Source organism: Arenibacter certesii DSM 19833 (genome assembly GCF_000429545.1).
Classification (GTDB): domain Bacteria; phylum Bacteroidota; class Bacteroidia; order Flavobacteriales; family Flavobacteriaceae; genus Arenibacter; species Arenibacter certesii.
This window is the reverse complement of record NZ_AUCB01000052.1, coordinates 1-23,069: the sequence shown is the minus strand read 5'-3', so window position 1 is coordinate 23,069 and position 23,069 is coordinate 1. Positions and strand designations below refer to the sequence as shown.

Annotated in this window: 10 protein-coding genes and 1 pseudogene; 8 read left to right on the top strand and 3 right to left on the bottom strand. The window is 37.3% G+C overall.

All coding sequences use genetic code 11. The annotated features are described in order from the left end of the window. Positions 1–310: 310 nt before the first annotated feature. Together G466_RS0117995 and G466_RS0117990 are read right to left on the bottom strand one after the other, a co-directional pair. Positions 311–1,462, bottom strand: coding sequence for a TolB family protein (locus tag G466_RS0117995; RefSeq protein WP_026814879.1), 1,152 nt, complete (start codon positions 1,460–1,462; stop codon positions 311–313). Positions 1,463–1,869: 407 nt separating this feature from the next. Next, positions 1,870–2,820, bottom strand: a complete 951-nt coding sequence (locus tag G466_RS0117990; protein ID WP_026814878.1) for a hypothetical protein — start codon at positions 2,818–2,820, stop codon at positions 1,870–1,872. A gap of 508 nt (positions 2,821–3,328) precedes the next feature. Here G466_RS0117990 and G466_RS24540 point away from each other — a divergent pair. Next, positions 3,329–3,445 (top strand): annotated as a pseudogene (locus G466_RS24540) (recombinase); the annotation flags it as partial. Positions 3,446–3,920: 475 nt separating this feature from the next. Here G466_RS24540 and G466_RS0117985 read toward each other — a convergent pair. Next, positions 3,921–7,928 (bottom strand): hybrid sensor histidine kinase/response regulator transcription factor, encoded by a 4,008-nt coding sequence (locus tag G466_RS0117985; protein WP_026814877.1) that lies wholly within the window; start codon positions 7,926–7,928, stop codon positions 3,921–3,923. 202 nt (positions 7,929–8,130) lie between these two features. Between G466_RS0117985 and G466_RS0117980 the strand changes: the two genes are divergently transcribed. The 7 genes from G466_RS0117980 to G466_RS22570 all read left to right on the top strand — a co-directional run. Beyond that, entirely contained in the window at positions 8,131–11,220 is a 3,090-nt protein-coding gene (locus G466_RS0117980; RefSeq protein ID WP_026814876.1) for a SusC/RagA family TonB-linked outer membrane protein, read from the top strand. 18 nt (positions 11,221–11,238) lie between these two features. Further along, positions 11,239–12,861: a RagB/SusD family nutrient uptake outer membrane protein gene (locus G466_RS0117975; protein ID WP_169720772.1), complete on the top strand. Its 1,623-nt coding sequence runs from the start codon at positions 11,239–11,241 to the stop codon at positions 12,859–12,861. Between the two features lie 60 nt (positions 12,862–12,921). Next, positions 12,922–14,658 carry a LamG domain-containing protein gene (locus G466_RS0117970; RefSeq protein WP_026814874.1) on the top strand — a complete coding sequence of 579 codons (1,737 nt, stop codon included), beginning with the start codon at positions 12,922–12,924 and terminating at the stop codon, positions 14,656–14,658. A gap of 98 nt (positions 14,659–14,756) precedes the next feature. Beyond that, positions 14,757–17,909, top strand: coding sequence for a glycoside hydrolase family 2 (locus tag G466_RS22580; RefSeq protein WP_051315753.1), 3,153 nt, complete (start codon positions 14,757–14,759; stop codon positions 17,907–17,909). A gap of 59 nt (positions 17,910–17,968) precedes the next feature. After that, positions 17,969–20,272 carry a DUF5703 domain-containing protein gene (locus tag G466_RS0117960; protein ID WP_026814873.1) on the top strand — a complete coding sequence of 768 codons (2,304 nt, stop codon included), beginning with the start codon at positions 17,969–17,971 and terminating at the stop codon, positions 20,270–20,272. Between the two features lies 1 nt (position 20,273). Beyond that, complete coding sequence (locus G466_RS23325) at positions 20,274–22,601, top strand: alpha-amylase family protein (RefSeq protein ID WP_051315752.1); 2,328 nt, start codon at positions 20,274–20,276, stop codon at positions 22,599–22,601. 19 nt (positions 22,602–22,620) lie between these two features. Next, a partial coding sequence (locus G466_RS22570; protein WP_034236106.1) for a DUF5107 domain-containing protein occupies positions 22,621–23,069 on the top strand: 449 nt, incomplete at its 3' end.

The following is a 23,069-nucleotide window of genomic DNA, read 5'->3' as shown; positions in this document are numbered from 1 at the left end:
GTGTTTTTACTCACCGACAGGGTCCTGGCAATGGTTTTAAATCCTTTTCCCTGGCAGTGCAGGCGAAGTATTTGTTTTACTTGACTCATTGGTTTTGATTTTCCGGCCATTGGTTATCTTTTTGATGGTATTCATCAAATAAACCAAAACCAGAAAGAAAATAGCTAGGGGGGTCAGCATGCTCCCAAATAAATCATCCAGAGGGGTCAACATGCTCCAGAATAATTTAAAAATCTAGCTATCTTATTTTTCAAAGGGGGGTCAGCATCCGCCAGAACGGCAGTTACTTATTGATTAGGCTTTAGAGGGGTCAGCATGCTCCAGTATATCCAAATATTAGGGTTTTCCAATCGGGGGAGGTTACCGCGTTGCGAATGGCCTTTGGATTAAAGGTTTCTGGGGAAGGGTCATTTTTAAATCGTAAGGCATTTACAAGCTTGTGCTCTGCAGTAGCCGAAAAGGGTATGTCTTTAACTTCTAGGGAATTAACGTCTATTCTTTTGATTTTTCCCTGTGCCCAGATAACAATATGCTTATCATCTGGAGTAAAATTGAACCCGGTGTATGGGCCAAATATCGCCCATGCTTCTTGTTGATCTTTACTAAGTTGATCGTATAAAGGCCATTCTTTTCCAGAAGCAAGATCATGTAGGTAGAGTACTGTTTTCTCCCTAACTCTTTTTACAAAGGCCATTACCTTTCCATCATTAGAAATTACTGGACGAATTGCGCCTCCAGGACCACCTGTTACCCTTTCAATCTTACCATTTTCTAGGTTATATCTGCTTATGGCATAGATCTGACTGTTAGGATCTTTGTTATACTGGAAAAAACCACCTGGGTACACATCTTCACTATAATAAACGTATTTACCATCTGGGGAGGCCCATGGTTCACCAACATCTTGTTGGTCATTTTTCTTTTTGGTGAGCTGAATGCCCTTACCGCCAGATTTATGGTACATCCAAATTTCACCGGCCCCTAAGGAACGCGATGCAGTAAAATGTTTTCTAACGAAAATATAATTTCCATCAACGGACCATACCGCATTGTTTACCAATCTAAAATCTTCTTTGGTTATCTGTTTGGCATCGGAGCCATCAGTATTCATTACCCATATATTATCTCCCCCACCAGCATCGCTAGTAAAGCTAATGCTCTTGCCATCCGGACTATATCTAGGCTGTACCTCAAAAGCATGTCCGCCTCTAATTAAGGTTGCATCACCACCCGTTATAGGCATGGTATAGATATCCCCAAGCATATCAAAAACAATCTGACTGCCATCTGGACTTACATCTAGACTCATCCAAGATCCCTCATCCGAGGTAATGGAAACTGTTTTGTAGGGTAGTGCTGGTTCAGATACATCCCAGCTTTCTTTTTTGGCTTCTTCTTTTTCCTGAGAATGGGAGATTAGTCCATTAAGAAGAAACAGGGCTAATAGAAAGTAATTTTTCATTGTATTTAATAGAAATTTTCATAGATTTTTCAAAAGTACTTAATAGAATTGTGATTATGCATTTTTCATATTTGGATTTCACTACTTAATAGTGTTATAGTAAAATAGTGAGATGCAACCGAAGAGCAATTTACAGACTGATACCATCTATGGGAATATGGACGATTCCTTCATTACCGTTTTTTATATTTATGGTACGTAAAGTCACATATCTCCATATTCATGATTTAAAGTTGATCGTTGGGATAATTGGTGTGTCGGAGATTTTAATGAGCCCAGGGAAACGGCCTGTGTTGTAGTTAAATGACTAATCTCATTTGGTATAGTAGCAACAATACCTTTTGTTATGTAGAATACGGCGCGTCAGAAGAATAATTAGTATACATCATTGACTATTAATCAGGATCCTAGCATTTTACTGCTTGTAGTTGATAGATGCATGATTGCATATATTGGGCTGTGGCAACTTCAGAGCACCTTTCGTTCCACCAATCTCTTGTTAATTTATTTAATTTCTCTAATTCCTTAGGATTATTAAGTAAGTAGGTGGCTCTCTTTAACCCTTCTTTCCAACTATTTACCTGAATAATTGGAGAACCTTGGTAAAAGTGAGTTTCTGGAAGTTTTTCGGAAATTATAACACAGCCGGCTCTCATTGCTTCATAATGACGGAAACATTCAGAGGATACAAAACCTTTTGGACACAGTACAATTTTACTATTAGCAATAATTTGGCCGTACTCAATGGGCGTAATTCCGTGCATAAATCCATTTGTAAATCGGATATAGGAATTGGGGAACCTATTATCAAACTTCGATTTTATAGGAAGTATCAATTTCTTTATTCGAGATAAATTGTTTAAAAAAGACCAATTACAAGGTATTATTGTAGAGATTAATGAAAAATAAAACTTAATCCTAGAATTATTTAAATTTCCAATAAAAAAAACAGAATAATCTCTATCGTTTATTGGTGTAATGGGTAGTTCAGGGACGCTCTTAACACAGCCTAATGAGAAATTGAAAATATTGTTATCCAAAATCTTATCAGGTTGCATATATGCTTTAAATATTGCGTAATAATGTGGGGATAAATACTCAGGAACTGTTCCGGATTCATCAGAAAGGACTATAATGATTTTCTGTTTTTCCGTTTTAAACTTAGCACTGGAAGGAATTATATTTCGATCATGAGATGATAGAATAAAAAAAAGATAATCGTTAAATTCATCCTTCATCAATTGTGACAACGAAGTAAATACTTCTGACAAAAATTTTGTTTCATGTAGTTGATCAAATTTATATTCTGAAGAATCATCAAATAGAACATTGTTAAATCCATTAATTATTTTTTTCATGATATAAATAATTGGTTGTTATTTTCAGCTAAATCATATGGGTTTTAGATAAATAGATGTAACAACTGGTTGTTCTACAAAGTGTTGTATTTGGTTTTTTAAATTCTTAAAAATATTTAAGAATCTAGGAGGTATTACTAAAACGATTTCTTTATTATGCACTTAAAAATTATTCTCCACTTCAATAAACACTGATGGTGGGGAGGGGGTAATGTCGTTTCTGTGATACTTTCGTGGGGGGGGGTAATCAGACAGAACTTAAAGTTAATATTTTTATTTGAATTTACGCTTATGAATGTGGCTATTTTAAAAGTTTAATGTAAGAATCCTATTTGCGTAAAATGAAAAAACCAGCTATTTCTAGCTGGTTTTATTAGTAGCGGGAACTGGGCTCGAACCAGTGACCTTCGGGTTATGAGCGTGAAAGATATTGGTTTTATAGGGTTTCACAAATCCTTATATGGCAGTTTGTTAGCTTGTTGTGAAAATATCAATTCAGATAACATCACCCCTGATGCTGCAAAAATTATACCGCCATATCGATTTGCAAACTACACTCAATTATCAGGCTAATTTTATCCATAGGGATACAGATGATGCGTTGGATACCGTTTTGAATTCTTGAAAAGAATTAACTATACGTCCTTTTAGTTAAGTTTAGTAACCACCCAAAATTCTATAAATCTAGTGGCACGAAGTGTGAGAGTTTGATTTTTTCCACTTGTACGACGTTAAAGCCGACCTGTAGAATTCGGCTCTTTTGTGAGGGAACACACAGGTGACAATCAATTACTGGGTATGTTTAGAATTAATTCAAATTCCAGATGGCTGTTTCTTATTTTAGGACTTAAATAGAAATCTTGATGAAACAGAAGTTGCACTGAAAAAATCTATTCTGTTTCGGAAACTATGATTAATTGTGGCTTAAATAATAATGTTTTCTATGAATTTGTAATTCGAATACTTAAGAGTTCACTGACTTTAGGCTCCCTTATGAAAAGAATCGAATTCAATGACCCTTAGTTAGAAGGAGTTTTAGATGTTTTTTTTTATAACCTATATTATAATATTGAAATAGGGATGAAAATATAAATCACTAATTATTCGTGATTAACTTCTTGTGACTGCAAATATTCAGAAGGAGGTACCCCAAATTCTGTTTTAAAGGATCTTGTAAAATAAGATGGATTGTTGAACCCCACCATATAAACTATTTCATTCACTGTGTAACGTTTATCCGCAAGCAATCTTGCGGCTTCTTTTAAACGAACTAACCTTATAAAATGGATCGTAGATAATCCAGTTAACACCTTAATTTTTCGGTAAATTTGATCTTGACTCATTTTTAATTTATCGGCCAGCTCTTGTACGGAAAATTCGGACTCTGATATGTGATTATGAATGATTTTGATTACTTTTTCAATAAATTCTTCATCAACAGTTGAGGGGGTGGTCTCCTCTATAAAGGAGGTAGAAAGAAGGAATTTCTTTTTTAAAGTTTCCCTATGTTCAATAAGCTTTTTTACCATTGTTAATAATAGTTTACTATTGAAGGGTTTTTCTAAGTAAGCGTCGCTTCCTTTTTCAAAACCTTCTATTTTGGAATCCATAGAGTTTTTTGCTGTCAATAAAATAACGGGAATGTGGGAAGTATTCAAGTTGGTTTTTATCCGTTCACAAACCTCAACACCATCCATACCCTCCATCATAATGTCGCTAATCACGAGATGTGGCAACCTCTTATTTGTGATGGATAAACCTAACTTTCCATTATCTGCAGTAAGAACGTTGTAATCTTCTTGCAAGATTTCCTTCAAGTATTCCCTAATGTCGTAACTGTCGTCAATCACTAGTACAGTGGCCTTTTTAGTAGAACTAGTAGTGCCCATTGTTTCGTTTGAGGAGACAAGTGGCCTTTCGGTAATTGAAATATGTATAGGGTAAGCATCCTGCTCCGTGAGTACAGGAAGTTGTATAATAAATTCTGTTCCCACATTCTCTATGCTTTTAACATTAATAGTCCCTTGGTGCAATTCTATATATTTTTTAACCAAAGCAACACCGATGCCTGTTCCTTGTAAGTGTTTATTGTTTTTAGAGCGATAAAAACGCGTAAATATATTATCCATTTCATTTTCTGGAATGCCTATTCCAGTATCTTTTATAATAATGGTAATGTAGTTTTTATCACTAGTAAAAAGAATCATTATCTGACCATATTTTGGTGTAAATTTAATGGCGTTGGAAAGCAAGTTGAAAAAGATTGATTCTAATTTTTGTGGGTCCGCTATTACACATATTTTTTCTTCAGGAGAGGAAATATCTAAATCAATTTCTTTGTTTTCGGCTAATTCACTAAATTGATAATGAATGTTTTGTATAAAATAATTTAAGTCTATTTGCTTAAGGTCTAATTTTAAATTGTCAGTTTCTGCTTTTCTGAAATCTAATATTTGATTTACTAAGCTAAGCAGCATACGAGAATTTTTAAGCATCCGCTGAAGTTTTGATTCAACTATTTTTTCCAAGGGATGGTTAATCAAAATTTCCTCTAAGGGACCTATTATAAGAGTTAAAGGTGTTCTAATATCATGGGAGATATTGGTGAAAAAAGACATTTTTTGTTGGTAAATTTCAGATTCTCGTTCCTGCTTAATTTTTTCAATCTTTAGTTCTTGTTTAATTTTTATCCGATCCCTAATTTCTCTGTATACAATATAGATAACAAGTATAATAATCCCTGCATAGATAAAATAAGCAGGTAGCGTTGCCCACCAAGGTTTTTCTTTAATAATTGTAAGGGTACGAGAATTAGATCCCCATTCCCCATTTATATCGGAAGTTTGAACCTCAAATACGTATTCTCCTGGGGGAACATTAGTGTAGGATGCAGTTGCTGAGAGAGTATTGGAGAAATTCCATCCAACTTCAAAATTATTTAGTCTATATCGCAACTGCTCCTTGGACTCTCTAGAAAAAGAAATTGCATTTAGGTCTATTGAAAAAGTTTGGGAAAAATAGGGCAGCACTAAGGAGTCGCAGTAGTTTAAGTTTTTATGTAGTATTTGGACGTTTCTATATTGATCTAGTGGCTTTATGGGCTGGTCTAAAATTTTTAATTTGGAAAATGTAATATTCGGATGGCTGTGACTTTGTTTTGACCTTTTGGTCGTAGATATAAAGAGTCCATTATCCGAGGCGGCCAACACCAGGTCTTTCTCTGGCATAAAAAGAATATCGGAAAAAGTGTGTTCTGTTAAAATTGAGCTAAGCTTCTGTGTGGTAGGCTCATATATGAATATTCCATTATAGGTACTTATCCATAACTTATTTTGGGAATCCTCTATCATACCTGTAGTGATTCCACCATTTAAAAATGGTAACTTAATCGGAGAATTATCGGAGTTTATTTTACCAATTCCGTTGCGACATAATATCCAGACGTTGCCTAAGGAGTCTTTAAACAGATTTTCTGCGATAATTTTTTGACCTGAATTCTTGAATACAGGATAATGTTTTGTTTTTTGGGCCTTTCCTCCCGACGTGAACTGTATGGAAAATAAGCCGTTTTTAGTGGAACCAACCCATAATTTATTTTCGTTGGTGTCCTTTAGCACACAGCGAATATCGGTGTTATTCAATGTCTCATCGTCGCTAAATTGGAATTTTTCGAGACGATTTTCCTTGTAATAATAAGTGAATAGTCCTTTATTAAAACTTCCTATCCATAAATTGTTGTCGGGACCCTTTGTAATCGTGTAAATTCTCTCCTTATCTAAAATTTTAAAATCGAATTCATTAAGTATCAATTTCCCTTTTATTGGATCAAACACCTTAACCCCATGTTCCCATGTTCCAATAAATAAGAGTTCTAAATTTTCGTCGTAATAAAGAGAGGTAATAGATTTTAATTCCGGGCTTTTTAGTAGGGATACAAAGTTTTTTTTGCCTGGGGAATATTTACTTAATCCGTTACCATGGGTTCCAAGATAAAATTCATCTTTAGGTGTTTTCGCTATTGCCCATACGATGTTTGAAAAAAGATTTATTTCACTTTTACTATCATAAACAAATTCAAAATTCTTATCATTTAAGTCTAAGAGGTTTATCCCTCCAAACCAAGTACCTACCCATAAATTTTCATTGCTGTCCACCAAGGTGTTAAGAGCATAATTAGAATTGATAGTATTTCTTTTATTCTCTACATACGTGAAATGATCTATTTCTTTACCATTTCTATCATACTTAAACAGTCCGTTTCCTTCGGTCCCTATCCAAATATTGTTTTTATGAACTGATATACTTCTAATTATAGAACCTTTTAACTTCCATGGGGTGTCTATAAGAAGGGGGCTTTGTTGATCTAATCCATCCAAATTATTCAATTGGAAGATTCCATTGTTAGTGCCTATATATAGTGAATCTCCTATGATATTCATACTAGAAACTTGATTGATTTCCTTTAATGTTATTGGATAATCAATTATATAATTATCGGCGCTTCTTTTTATCCTAATAATTCGAGAATCATTTCCACCCGCTAAAATATATTTGCCCGATTTTACAAAGGACTTTATAGCGAAGTTCGTATTGGCAACCGTAGTGGTTTTTATAGGAGTATTGTTAATGGAGGTGTTTCTTGTTATTTCTGAACTACTGAAGGTAAGGATTCGACCATCTTGTAGTCCAATCCATACATTGTTCTCATTGTCCAAAAAAAGCTGTCTTACAGCTATAAGGTCATTAATAGGAAAAGAAGACAACTTTAAGCGTATAATTTTTTGATTATATTTATCCATAAGGAATAGTCCTTTGTCCAAAGTACCTATTAGCACATAACCTTTTTTTAATGGTAGAGTGCAGGCAATTTCACTGCTAAAGCCCTCCGTATTATATTGGTCGTAAACCTTAAAAGAGGTCCCATCAAAAACGTTTAGGCCATAGTAGCCCGATATATAAATAAATCCCTCGTCATCTTCACTTATTTGCTCAATATTATTGGAAGACAATCCTTCTTTTTTGGTGTAATTAATAAACTGAGCCTGGCCAATTGTACAAGTCAAAAAGAAAATTGGAAAATATTTTGCTAATATTTTACGAAGATCCATTGCATTTAAAATTTACATATTAGTAAATATATCGTTTTGGATTGAATATGGGTTCTGATACCGAAAATGGACAACCTATTTCCGATTATGTGTTAGTCTTCCGATACTGTTATAGTATTAAACGGATGTGTTCAAAGGAGTAGACCTGATATTGTTTAATATTGATTGTTAAATAACTGTTAACAACTAAACTGAACCATCTATGAAAAAAATGTACTTTTTATTATTAGGCATGTGCTTTGGGGCTTTTTCTTTTTTAAGTGCCCAAACATTAACCGTCTCTGGTACCGTTACGGATGCCAACTCTGTACCCATTTTTGGTGTCAACATTTTAGAGAAGAATACCAATAATGGAGTAGTGAGCGATTTTGATGGTAACTATACTATTATTGTGAACGACCCTAATGGTAGTTTGGTGTTTTCTTATTTAGGGATGAAAACAGTAGAACTTAAATTAGAAGGTAGAAATCAACTAAACTTAATAATGGAGGAAGATGCAGCCAACTTAGAGGAAGTTGTTGTTATTGGGTACGGCACTTCCACAAGGAGAGATCTTACCGGTTCTATTACTAGTGTAAGTGTGGAGAATACGCCTATAGCGTTGCAGCCCACGACTAACGTTTTGCAAATGTTGCAGGGTACTACTCCTGGAGTCAATATAGGGGCAATATCCAGTGCTGGTGGATCTCCTGATTTATTAATACGAGGTCAGAATTCTATTAATGCCAGCAATGCTCCGCTTATTGTTCTCGATGGTGTAATTTTCGATGGAAGTCTCAATACAATTCCCAACGATGATATCGCTACTATAGACGTTTTAAAGGATGCGAGTTCCTCAGCAATTTATGGCTCCCGCGCAGCCAATGGGGTTATAATTATTACTACAAAGAAAGGAAGGTCAGACAAACCCACAATTAGTTTTAATCACTATACTGGTGTACAGGATTGGACAAGGGTGCCAGAAATGAAAAAAGGTGGAGAGTTTATAAGGTGGCGTAGAGATAACTTAGAACTGCAAGGAACAGAAGATTTAACACTTCCCCAAATTTTATCTCCTAAAGAGTATAAAGCCTACAACGAAGGCCATCAATTGAATTGGTTTGATGAAGTTACCCAATTTGCCCCAATACAGAACTATCAAATGAGTGTGTCGGGCAGAACCGATAAGACAAATTATTATATTTCTGGAGGTTTATTGAATCAACATGGGGTTTTGGACAATGACAACTATGAGAAATTTAATCTCACAGCAAAATTGGACAATGACATTACCAATTGGTTATCTATTGGTTTAAACATGTATTATGATTCCAGTGATTATTCAGGAGCATCACCTCAGATGTCTATAGCAACGTGGTACACTCCATATAGTTATAAATATATTGAAGGTTATGACGATGTTCTTGATCGTTATCCCACTAATTCATTTTTATACAATCCCTATTGGGGGCAGCCACAATTTGGTGAAGCGGGATATTATGATGATGATCTAGACAAGCGCTGGGGTATAAGGGGATCAGGATTCCTAGATATAGATATTCCGTTTATTAAGGGACTTAGTTACCGCCTAGACTATACGCAGTCTAGGAGAGTGAATGATCAAGGTTTTTTTCATCACGAATTTGGTGAGGTCAATACCGATAACCCTGAAGAAATAGAAAATCCTGATCGATTTTTAAATAAAGCATACGGGTATAAACGTACCGATACAGGAAACAGCTGGGTACTAAACAATTTACTGAAATATAACAACACTTTTGGAGACCATAGAATTGATGTCCTTTTGGGATATACCAGAGATAAAACAATTAATGAAATGGTGGAGTTCAGTGGTAGTGATTTTTCTGATGCTGGAACTTCTGTGCTTGGATTTTATGGATTGGATTTAGCTGACCCTACTAAGAAAGGAGGAAAAACATCTATAAGCGAATTTTCCAATGTAGGTTACCTAAGTCGTATTAATTATTCTTTTAATAACAAGTATCACCTTACTGCAACTTACAGACGGGATGGTTATTCCGCCTTTGCCGAAGGTAGTAAATTTGGAGGTTTTCCTGGTGTTTCCGTAGCCTGGACAGTAAGTGAGGAAGGATTTATGCGAAACACACTTCCTAAATTTGAATATCTGAAATTACGTGCTTCCTATGGTAAAAATGGAAACCAAGGAATAGGTCCATACCAAACTTTAGCCAATGTGGGTGGTGGTCAAACCGTATTTGGAGATCAGACCTTTAATTACTCCTATCCATCCAGCCTAGCAAACAAATCCTTATCTTGGGAGACAACTACTGCGCTCAATTTGGGAGCTAACTTTTCCTTTTTAGATGGTAGGATTTCCGGAGACATAGATTTATATAAAAGCGAAACAACAGATTTATTATTAAATCGTAACCTACCTATAATAACTGGATATAACTCTGTACGTACTAATTTAGGTCGGGTTGATAACAAAGGTATAGAGGTTACACTTAATACGATCAATATAAAAACACCAGAATTTCAGTGGGGTACAGGAGTGGTGTTTTCACTGAATAGGAATAAAATTGCCAGTATTACTGGCCTTGATGCCGATGGTGATGGCTTTGAAGACGATGATATTGGTAACCGTTGGTTTATTGGTAAATCCCTTGGAGCGGTTTATGATTACACCGTTGATGGGATTGTGCAAACAGAGGATACCGAGTATATAAACACCTATGGATTTCAACCTGGGGATTTAAAAATACGGGATATTAATGGGGAAGATGAAGAAGGAAATCTCACAGGTCAACCCGATGGTCAGATTACCGCCGCTGATCGCTCTATTATTGGCTACACTGCACCAAATTTCAGAGCAAATATGTCCAATACCTTAACATATAAGAATTTCCAGTTTTATTTTGATTTGAATTTCGTTGCAGGAGGAGGAAAAGACAATTACTATTTGGCCCAAAACAGAACCGCCTTTCAAGGAACAGTACCTACTGTTGGTAACTGGTTGGCCGGTCGTGAATATTGGATGCCAGATAATCAAAGCAATAAAGTTCCAAGACCAAATTATGGAAATCCATTTGGCTATGGATTTTGGCAATCCAGAGAGTTTTTAAGACTGCAAAATGTATCCTTAGCATATAATTTTGACAATAGAGTTAAGGATCTGTTGGGGGTCAATGAATTAAAACTATACGTTTCGGGGAAAAACCTTTTTACTAAAACAAATTGGGTAGGATTAGATCCCGAAAACGCTGGTACTATTGGAAGTTCTAATCCAGTGATGCGAACTTTTACCTTAGGGGTTAACTTAAGCTTTTAATACTTAAATATGAAAAATATGCAATCATATAAAATAACATTTTGGATCGTAATAGGGTTATTGTCTGTGTTAATATCCTGTTCTGATGAAGATTTTTTAGAAGAAAATCGTAAAGATGCTCTTACTACAGAAAATGCATTCTTGACCAAATCACAATTTGAATCACTTTTAGGCTCTATGTATAGGAAGGTTCAGAATTTCTATAATGCCGGTGACGGGGATACCGATGCTTGGCCACTCGGTTTAGGTACGGACGCTATGTTCTTCCCTAGGGATGACTCTAGTATCTTCAATGATTGGTCAAAACTCAACTCATTTGATGGATATTCTAGTCGATGGTACACCTGGCAATATGAAATTATAAATTATGCCAATACGGTAATTGATGCTGCCCAAAGAGAAGGAGTGGAATGGAGTAGTGATGAAGAACGAGATGAAATTATTGCAGAAGGTAGGTTTTTCAGGGCTTTTGCTTATCGTAACCTGACCAATATTTTTGGAGGAGTTCCAATTTTAGATGCACCAGTGATAGCACCTAAGGTAGATTTCACTAGAAACTCACGAGAGGAATGTTGGCAATTTGCAAAGGACGATTTATTATTTGCCAGTAACCATCTTCCTATTACGGAATCCCGTCCCGGAAAAGTTACAAGGGCAGCCGCTGATCATTTGTTGGCAGAGGTAAGTATTTCGTTGAAGGATTGGGAAGGAGCAATTGCAGCATCTACACGAGTGATTGATGGTTCCGATGGAGATTACGAATTAATGACCGGTCGCTTCGGCTCACGCGCAAATGAATCTGGTAAAAATATATATTGGGATCTTTTCCGCATGGGTAATCAAAACTATGATACGGGAAATAAAGAAGCTATTTGGGTTGCGCAAATGGAATATAATGTTCCAGGAGGAACCATACAGTTTGGACGCCCTACAATTGAACGAATGATGTGGAGTGCGTTTTGGGATTTTAAAAAAGCAGGGTATAATGGACAGGCCCAAGATTCTACAGGTAGAGGAGTGGCTTTTGTAAGACCTACCACGTATACCAACTATACCGTTTGGAAAGGAGCAGGAAGTGATTTGAGAAATAGCGAGGCAGCTATTAAACGAAAATACTTCTTTGCAGATGATGTAGCTCCCTATAGTAAAGGTGATTTAATTCCTAAATCATTTCTAACCACTAGAGAGGATTCTTTACAATTTATTTACCCAAACTGGTCCAAATTTGGGACAGATAAGCACTTAGATGGCAAGCCGGATGGGGGATATGTAAGAGACTATTACGTAATGCGCCTACCAGAGACTTATCTCCTTAGAGCGGAAGCTCATCTAGGTAATAATAGACCAGATTTGGCTGCTGTAGATATAAACGCTATCCGTAGTAGAGCTCAAGCGCCATTAGTTGATCCTGCTGATGTTGATATTGATTATATTTTAGATGAACGAATTAGAGAACTTTTTGGTGAAGAATTCCGTATGCTGACTTTAGGAAGACTAGGAAAGATTTATGATCGAACCAAACGATTCGGTTATGAGCCAGCTAGGAATTCCATAAAAGAGCATAACAATTTATTTCCTATTCCGCAAACAGTGATTGATCGAAATGTGGGTGCTAAAATGGAGCAAAATCCTGGATACTAATTAGTGGCTAAATTGAATTATAATAATCCAAAGTTCTTTAATGGTTAAATATTTAAATAAATGAACAGAAATATATATATAAAAATCGTTTGCTTATTCTTGCCTTTGGTGGCACTAATAAGTTGTAATGACGATGACAGCTTTCAGGAAGATAGTCGGCTCGCAGGAAAAGAGGGGGTATATATCTATCATACCAATCCAATTACAGGAGAAGATTATACGGCAGATGAGTTAGCCGAGTTGCCTTATGACCCCCTAAAGGTAGAAAGATATGGGATGGGAGAAAGTATTAGTCTTCAAGTGGTCGCTCAAGCAAGACCCTTAAAAATAAATGTAAGTTCTGCTAGTAATCCATCAATAGCACTGACCTTAACAGCTTTTAAGCGATTTGGCGATGAATGGATATCCGAAAGGTTTAAATCAGAGGTTACTGAACTTGGTTTGGAAATAGGGGAGAAGATAACGCTCGATTTTGAGATAATTTATAATGATGAAAATAAATTGGGTTTTGAGAAACCATCTCTAGGAAGTATTTCATTCGATATAGAAAGAGCTGAAGACAGAACTCCAGTTAGCACAAGTTTTATTGTATTTCTTAAAAAGAAAGTAGACAGTTTTATTGGATTGGTCACGGAAAATGAAGTGACCTCTATAGAAATGGATGTTCAGGTTGGAAGTGCAATTTCATTTGATGGTTCAGATGACCTTGTAACAGTTGAAAATACGCCCGAACTGGATTTCCGTTACACAGATAACTATTCTATAGGATTTTGGGTAAAAACAACTTCTTCTGTAAGTGATCCCGCAATGGTTAGTGATAAGGATTGGGGTGGAGGAAGTAATGATGGATTTATTTTTGCCTATACTGGAGGTAGTTGGAAATTGAATTATGCCGGAGCTGGTTCGCGTGTAGATTTAAATGGAGGGACAATTAATGATGGGAATTGGCATTTTTTAATGGCAACTATTGACCGTGGTGGAAATCTTACGATTTATCAGGATGGTGAAGTGCAGGGAAGCGCAGATATTTCTCCATTGGAAGGGGTAATTATTAATAGTGGTTACCCAATACGTATGGGACAAGATGGAACAGGAAGTTATGGTTCCTGGTTTGAGGGACAGATTGGAAATTTAGTTATATATGATTACGTATTAAGTCCGGAAGAGGTGAATAAGGTTTCCGCACCTTCAGGTATTACCTTAAGATCTTCTGTTGGTGCTGTCACAAACTTGGCTTTTACCAATGAAAGAGATGCAATAGAGAGTATGGAGGATAATCGCTTCACCTATACCTTTGATGGCTCTAATTATGTAACCATAGCTAATGAAGGAGATTTGGATTTTAGATATGATGGGGATTATTCCATTTCTTTTTGGGTGAATACAACATCTTCAACAAGTGACCCCATTATGTTCGGAGATCAAAATTGGGCTAGTTCCGGTAATAAGGGAATATCTATAGCTTTCCGAGGAGATAATTGGCGTGTTGCCGTTGGGGACGGGGAAGGAAATAAAGCCGATGCTGCTACTAGTGGCATTCCATTTAATGATGGGAATTGGCATATGCTTACTATTACCTTAGATAGGGATGAGGATATGCGAATGTACCAAGATGGCGTTTTGGTAGCTAATGCAGATATGTCTAACGTTGGAAATACAAATAGTGGAAATCCTCTGCGAATTGCACAGGATGGAACAGGATCCTACGGTATTTCTTTTGAAGGGAAAATAGCAAATAGTATGATTTTTGACTATGTCCTCACTGAAGAAGAAGTTGTAGAATTATTCAATGATTAAAAAGTTAGGTTAATTAGTGTGTTAGTTGTGTTAGAGAAATGCCATTGCATAAAGTCAGTGGCATTTTCTTTAATCAAAAATGCAATATCTTAAAAATTATGATAAAATCTTCTAGGGTAATATTGCTTAATTTCTGCATTTTTTATGCATCGTTAGTGCTATCAGGACTCTATGCCCAAGAGACTGACTTTTTTGCAGAAATAGGCAATAAAATTCAAAATGAAAGAATGAGCTTTTTGGAGGAAAAATTACCTCCCAAATTGCCTGAAATCGAAATTCCTCTCAATAAAGGAAAGAAACACTCCTTTAAAGAGGTGCGCGAAATTAGCACCAAAAAGGAATTGTATAAAGAGCTCGAGGTCTTAAAGAAAAAGTATCTTCCTTTTATGGAGAACAAAGCTCCAGAAATTAAAAACACAAGAGATAGAGTATATTTAACAGAGTTTCAATGGAGACAAGAAACACCGGAGGACAGACAGAATTTTAGGGGAACCCTTAACGGGGAAGGTCAATGGAAGAACGTACAGGTTCCCCATTTCGATGCGCCTTATGGCAGGGCAACTACCTACTATTATAAAAAGATGAATATTTCTCGGGAAATGTTGCAAGACCGAGCTCTTTTTATTCATTTTAAAGCGGTGGATTATAAGGCCCATGTGTTTTTCAACGGTGCTTATGTTGGTTCCCATGAGGGATTTTTTGCCCCTTTTGAGTTTAATGTAAGTAAGTATGCCAAGGAAGGTGAAAATGAACTCTTGGTACAAGTAGAAAACGATTATACTACTACCGGATTTGTAGCTGCAGGGAAAGAACGTTTTTTTGGTGATAAGATTTATGGAGTAACCGGACTTGGTTATGATAATTTTTATGATGGTGGACATCAAGGCGCTGCCGGTATGGGGATATATCAGGATTGCTATTTAGAATCTAGAGACCCAATTCATATCAACGATGTCTTTGTAAGACCACTTTACAATCAAGAAATGGCCGAAATTCGTATAGAAGTGAACAACTATCATGAAGATCGTAGGCCAATTAGCTTTAACCTTTCCATATTTGGACAAAATTTTGAAGGTACCGTCGTTAAAGATTCACTTATAGTACCCTCTGCTTTGCACATCCCTGGGATTGGAGATTTACAAAAACCAACGGATTGGCAACATACTAGGACCAATTTGGGCTATGGTCCCAATTATTTTACCTACTACGTTAAAATGCCTGAATTTAGATCCTGGAGTAATGATACACCATGGTTGTATCAAGCACAAATAAATGTATTGGATGAAAATGATGCAATTGTAGATACCCAAAAGCAAACTTTTGGAATGCGTTCCTTTACAATGGATACGGTCTCTATTCCAAAGGGTAGAATGTATTTTAACAACAAGAAAATAAGATTAAGGGGAGCAAATACCATGGGCTTCCTACAACAAGATGTATTTAAAAAAGATTGGGATCAACTGATTGATGACATCTTATTGGCCAAGCTGACCAATATGAACTTTTTAAGGATGACCCAACGTCCCGTACAACCAGAAATCTATGAATATGCCAATATGTTGGGGCTTATGTTGCAAACCGATTTCCCCACTTTCGGGGGAATTCGCTATAACCAATGGGAAGAAAGTGTAAGACAGGTTTCCGAAATGGAGCGATTAATTCGCAACCACCCAAGTAATGTGATAATAACCTATATTAATGAGCGCTTCCCTAATGGAGAAGGCCATCCGCATAGAAACATGGCCACTCCAGAACAGTATTTTTCCCTGTTCCGAGCGATGGACGAGGCAGTTCTTAAGGAAAACCCAGACAGAGTAATTAAAAAGTCGGACGGGGATTACGACCCACCTACACCTGGATTGCCAGATAATCATTGTTACAACACTTGGTATAACGGACAAGGATTAGGGATAGGAAAGCTATATAAAGGGTATTGGCAGTGGGTAAAACCGGACTGGTATTACGGCTGTGGGGAGTTTGGTGCCGAGGCTTTGGATCCTGTTGAGGTAATGGAAAAATACTATCCCAAAGAATGGTTGCCAAAAGACGAAGAGGATGATAAGAATTGGACTGCTAATAGGATATACGCAGCACAGACCCATAAATTCCATTATATGTGGTACAATACCCAACATTCTTTACAAGATTGGGTAGATGCTAGTCAAGACCATCAGGAGTGGGCTTTAGAAACGGTTACAGAAGCCTTTCGAAGGGATTCTAGTATGGTGACTTTTGCTGCACACTTATTTATTGATGCCTGGCCAGCAGGATGGATGAAAACCATTATGGACGTGGATCGAAATCCAAAGAAGGGATATTTTGCTTATAGAAACGCATTAAAGCCTACTATAGTAAGTATTCGTAGTGATAGAAAACACTTCTATGAAGGGGAAGAGGTGGCTGTGGAATCGTGGATAGCTCATGACCCCAATAGTAGCCCTAAAGATTTTTATATAAAATATCAATTAGAACAAGGAGGTAAAATAATCTATACAGGGAGAAATGCCGCAGAAGTACCTCATAACAGCTCAAAATTTCAGGGCTTTATAAAGTTTAATGCACCACAGGTGAAAAAAAGAACGCCATATATATTACGCGCCGCGGTTTTTGACGGAGCTGGGAACAGTGTAGATCAGACTACTATGAATATCGATGTCTTTCCAAGCCCTTCACAAGTTACATCTAGTAATATTGGTTTTCTGGGGGAGACTTCCCCGACTTCCACTTACCTAAAAAATCATATAGGGAATACAGTAACTCCTAACTGGAGGAATGCTGACGTAATATGGGTATCTAGCTTTGCGGATTATGAAATCCATAAGGAAGAATTAGAAAATCTTGCTAAATCTGGTAAAAAAGTGATTTTGTACAACGTTCCTGTTGGCGATCATTATATTGGTGGTACTTCAGTAAAAGTTCAAAATACCTCAATGGGAAGTTATTATTTTACATCCCCTCAAACAGGTCATAGGTTTACTGAAAACGCTAAACCATTCGATTTTAAAATGTGGTACGATGAGGAAGTAGATTATATTACTCCATTCTTAGATAAGATTGTCTTATCAGATAATTGGTCTCCAATTTTATCTACGGGGAATACTAACTGGGTAGAAGATCACGGAGCTGCAATGGCTGCCGGGGAGTTAAAAATAGGAGCAGGATCTATAATAATATGTCAGCTTGATGTTAATAACCGATTGAAAACGAATCCTGTAGCTCATAGTTTTGTAGAGCAAATCATCTTTAATTAAAAGCGTGTTGTGGGATTTTAATCTATACAAAGCTTATACACAATAATTTGAAACATAAAATGAAGAACATAGCTTGTCAGTTATTTGTAAGTATTCTGTTTTTGGTGCCAACGTTGTTTTTTGGTCAAGAACCAAAAAGTTCCGTGCCTTTGTCCCAAACGGATAAATACAATGTCAAATGGAACAGCCCAAGTGAAAATTCTTTGGGTTCCATGCCAGCTGGAAATGGTGATATAGGAATAAATGTATGGGCGGAAAAGAATGGTGATGTAATCTTTTATTTGGCGAAAACCGATGCTTGGAGTGAAAATGCCCGTTTGTTGAAAATAGGAAAAGTGAAGGTGTCGCTAACGCCTAATCCGTTTAAGGAGGGGGGCTTCTTTCGCCAAGAACTAATTCTGAAAGATGGAAATATCCGTATTGAATCAGGAGGAGGAAAAGACAAGGTTACTATAGATGTGTGGGTAGATGCTAACCATCCAGTAGTGGAGGTTAATGTAACCAGTAAAAAGCCTATTACCGCCAGGGCAAGTATGGAGTCCTGGAGGACGGAAAGTCGTCAGTTGGATAATCCTGTAGAGCTACATTCTGCATATGGTTTGCATGGAGAAGGGGCTCCCAAAGTTATCGTAGAAAGAGACACTCTTTTAAAAGGGTATGGTGACAAGATATTATGGGCACATCATAATAATCGATCTATTTGGGAGGAGAACTTAAAACTTCAGGGCTTGGACGAATTTATAGGTGCCAACACAGATCCTTTATTATATAGGACTTTTGGAGCATTGATGGAGTCAAAAGAGTTGGAGAAAACAGGGCCAATGACCTTAACTTCCAAAGGAAAAGTAAAATCATTTTCCGTCTCCGTATTTGCGCATACAATTGAAAATGCTACACTGGATACTTGGGCTACTCAGCTGATGGCCATCTCTCATACTATCGGTAAGAAATCACGGATCAAGCGGTTTAAGGATCATCAATTATGGTGGCAATCATTTTGGGATCGCAGTTATATTAATATTAGTAGTAGCAAGGAGAGTCAAAAAGAAGAGGTTTATAATATTAATCGCGGTTACGCACTTCAACGATATATGTTAGCGTGCTCGGGTCGTGGAAATTCACCAATTAAATTTAACGGTTCTTTGTTTACAGTAGATACCAAGGATTTAAAGGGGGAGTTTGAAGGATTTGATGCTGATTATCGTAGATGGGGAGGCCCTTATTGGTGGCAAAATACAAGATTGCCTTACTGGGCGATGCTTGCATCAGGCGATTTTGAGATGATGAAACCGCTTTTTAAAATGTATCGTGATGCATTACCAATCCGTAAATTAGCTACTGAAAAATACTATGGTCACCAAGGGGCATTCTTTCCTGAAACTATGTATTTCTGGGGTACCTATGTGGATGGAAATTATGGTAGAGCTAGAGAAAACTTGCCATTGGGAATGACGGAAAATTTGTTTATACGTTATTACTGGCAAAGTGGTCTTGAGATTTCATTAATGATGCTCGATTATTATTCTTTTACTAGGGATAAGGTGTTTCTTAAAGAAACCTTGTTGCCGGTGGTTTCTGAAATCATTAATTTTTATGACCAACATTGGGAGCGTGATGAGAACGGGAAAATTCGTTTTGATCCAGCCATGGCTCTCGAAACATACAGCGTGGCGGTGAATCCTTTACCGGAAATTGTAGGGATAAATAAGGTTTGTAGTGAATTACTAAAACTTCCGGATACTGAAGTAAATAGTTCCCATAAAACACAGTGGGCTCGACTTATAAGTGAAATGCCTCAAGTTCCTATTCGTGAAATGAATGGAGTGAGAATGTTAGCACCTGCCCAGGAATACAGCGGAAAACAAAATGCTGAAAATCCTGAATTGTATGCTATTTTCCCTTATCGTGCTTATGGTGTAGGAAAGCCTGATTTAGAGTTAGCCCGAAATACATTTCATAATAGAGCTTTTAAACAAACTGGTGGCTGGCAACAAAACGCTATTAAGGCCGCCTATCTGGGACTCACCGATGAAGCTGCTAAATTAACTTCAATTAATTTTAATACTAGTAACAAGGCCTATAGATTTCCTGCTATGTGGGGGCCTAATTATGACTGGACACCCGATCAGGATCATGGAGCAGTGGCCATGATAGCACTTCAAAGAATGCTACTACAGTACGATTGTGATGAGATTCATTTGTTGCCTGCCTGGCCTAAAGACTGGGATGTAGATTTCAAATTGTTTGTGCCAGGACAAGGTACAGTGACTTGTAAGGTGGAAAATGGAAGTATTAAACTATTGGAACATACACCTCAAAAAGGCAACCTTAAGATAACTATTTCACCAGAATTTAAAATGTAATATGTTTTATATAAGAACTTACTTATTAATTATTGGATTGTGTATTCTGCAAGGCTGTAAAGAGAAAAATGAGTTACGTGCTCTATCCTGGGGTGTTGATCCTGGAATTCCCAAGGCTCAAATAAAGGATAACGAATTGATTATTGAGAATAACGATCTAAACGTTGTTTGGGAACTTAAGGACAAGGTGGTACATCTAAAGAAAATTACCAATAAATATGACAGTAGCAGGGTAAACCTAGAGGCTATTACGTTATTTTCCATAGAAACCGCCGATGGGAAGAAATTGGACAATTCCGACTTTAAACTAAGGGGAGCGCTAAGCATTAAAGATATCGTGGCGACCGATAGCTTGCCAACAAAGGCTTTAAGGTATAAAGGAAAGTCAGTGGAAGGAGATTTTATCTCTAAAGATGGAGATTTGGCCATTAAATGGTCCGCTCAATTACGTGAAGGTTCCAACTATGTTAAACAGCATATTGAATTGCGCTCCTTGAGCAAAAATATAGCCATCAGGAAAGTAACTTTTTTCGATGGAAAATTGCCAGGAGCTATCTATGCAGGCTCCGTCTTGGGTTCGCCTATTACCTACAAGAACTTTTTCTTTGGCATGGAGCATCCCATTGCCCATAGCAAGGCATTGATGGCTAGGTCAATTGGTTCGGTAACCCAAAAAAACATAGATGTTTCCGAGATTATAAATGGTCCTGGAGAATATATGGTCGCGGTGGAACACGGAGGAGGTTCGGATGACTTTAATATCAATAAAATTTCTCTTTTAAAAGGGGGTGAGGTGATTAGTGAACGTTCACAATTGCTTAATGGGCATAACGGAAGCAGCATGTACAGTTTAATGCTTAAGGAATATGACAATCAGTCCACCTATAATATAAAGGTAGATCTGGTAAACAGGGAAAAAGCCACAGGAACTCTTCATTTGTTCAAGAAAGTAGATGGCATACTGAATTTTTATGTCAACCGCGAGGATGTCCTTGTTCCTGGGGAAAGTATTTCCGAATGGTCCGTTATAGGGGTGGCTCCCAATGGACAACAACGTAGGTCCTTTCTTTATTATTTAGAGCGGGAAAGGGCAAGACCTTATGAGCAATTTCTACACTACAATAACTGGTGGGACATTACAGATGATGGCGCCTCTAGCTTCACTTCGGAACAGCTTATAGAACGGGTGACGGCGTGGAACAACAAGTTTATAGAACCCTTTGACATTAAATTGGATGCTTTTGTTTTTGATGACGGCTGGGACGATTTGGACCGAGTGTGGTATTTTGACCCTATAAAGTTTCCCGATGGGTTTGCCAAAGAGGCCAATTTATCTTCAAAATATAATTCGGGTATAGGGGTATGGATGTCTCCGTTCGGTGGCTATCTGGAAAATAAAAGAAGAAGGGTGGAGTCAGGAAAACGGGAAGGATTGGAAACTAATGATATGGGCTTGAGTTTAGCGGGGCATAATTATTTCAATCGTTTTTATGAACGTTCTCTAGATATGGTCACCAATTACAACGTCAAATATTTCAAATACGATGGATTTGGGGGATCTGAACCCAAATACCTTCCCGATATGGAGGCCGGTGCAAAACTGATTTCAAAACTAAGAAAAGCAGACCCCGATCTCTATTTCAACATCACCGTTGGCTCTTGGCCATCACCATTTTGGCTAAAATTCGCTGATTGTACATGGCGCGGTTCGGGGGATCTTCATAATGCCGGACAAGGTAATGGTAGTCAAAAATTCATGACCTATAGGGATGGAACCTTGTACAATAACATTGTCAGAAGGGCACCCTACTACCCACTAAATTCCATAATGACCGTTGGTATTGCTTATGCAAATCTCGGACATCCTTCTCGATTTATTACCGAAAACGAGTCGGATTTTAAGGATATGGTCAGATCTTCCTTTGCATCGGGTTCTAGTTTGCAGGAGCTCTATATTAGTCATGATAAGATGAAGCCTGAATTTTGGCCTATTTTGGCCGAAGCAGCCAAATGGGCAGATGATAACGAGGAGGTCTTGGTAGATACCCACTGGATTGGTGGTAGCCCTATTAATTTGGAGGTGTATGGAATGGCGTGCTGGAAACCAGGGAAAGGGATACTTTTTTTACGAAACCCAAGTAATCAGACCGTGGAGTATGAATTAGACCTCAATCAGATTTTTGAGTTGCCTAAAAAATATAAAGGTACCTTCCATTTAAAGAGCCCTTGGAAGGAAGATATGGATATGGAAGAATTGACCATCGATTCTAATCTTGTTTATAAAATTGCTCTCAAACCGTTCGAGGTATTGGTTTTGGAAACCTTATAACTTGTGTTAAACCCTAGAAATGAAAACTTTTTATCTCACTTTCTTAGCACTTTTCATTATGCAAACTATGCTGCCACAAAAAGCAACAGTTCGGGAAGAAAATTTGAACATGAAAACCTATATGTTCGGAGACCCCGATCCTGTAGCCAATATTAACCGTATCTATCCCTATTTTCGTTTTGACGGTTATACAGATCAAGGGGAGTATCGGGATTGGAAAATGGTGGTGTTGGAGAACGATTATATCAAAGTATATGTTTCTCCGGAAGTGGGAGGGAAGATATGGGGAGCCATAGAGAAATCCACGGGAAAGGAATTCATGTATTTTAACGAGGTAGTGAAATTCAGGGATGTGGCTATGCGTGGAGCTTGGACTTCAGGTGGATTGGAATACAATTTCGGGGATATTGGTCATATCCCCACCTGTGCTACCCCTGTGGATTACGCATTAAAGGAATATACGGATGG

Bases quoted from the DNA above. Each gene is read 5' to 3' on its own strand.
- G466_RS0117990 (WP_026814878.1), bottom strand. From the start codon at position 2,820: ATGAAAAAAATAATTAATGGATTTAACAATGTTCTATTTGATGATTCT.
- G466_RS22580 (WP_051315753.1), top strand. From the start codon at position 14,757: ATGATAAAATCTTCTAGGGTAATATTGCTTAATTTCTGCATTTTTTAT.
- G466_RS0117985 (WP_026814877.1), bottom strand. From the start codon at position 7,928: ATGGATCTTCGTAAAATATTAGCAAAATATTTTCCAATTTTCTTTTTG.
- G466_RS0117980 (WP_026814876.1), top strand. From the start codon at position 8,131: ATGAAAAAAATGTACTTTTTATTATTAGGCATGTGCTTTGGGGCTTTT.
- G466_RS0117975 (WP_169720772.1), top strand. From the start codon at position 11,239: ATGCAATCATATAAAATAACATTTTGGATCGTAATAGGGTTATTGTCT.
- G466_RS23325 (WP_051315752.1), top strand. From the start codon at position 20,274: ATGTTTTATATAAGAACTTACTTATTAATTATTGGATTGTGTATTCTG.
- G466_RS0117970 (WP_026814874.1), top strand. From the start codon at position 12,922: ATGAACAGAAATATATATATAAAAATCGTTTGCTTATTCTTGCCTTTG.
- G466_RS0117960 (WP_026814873.1), top strand. From the start codon at position 17,969: ATGAAGAACATAGCTTGTCAGTTATTTGTAAGTATTCTGTTTTTGGTG.
- G466_RS0117995 (WP_026814879.1), bottom strand. From the start codon at position 1,462: ATGAAAAATTACTTTCTATTAGCCCTGTTTCTTCTTAATGGACTAATC.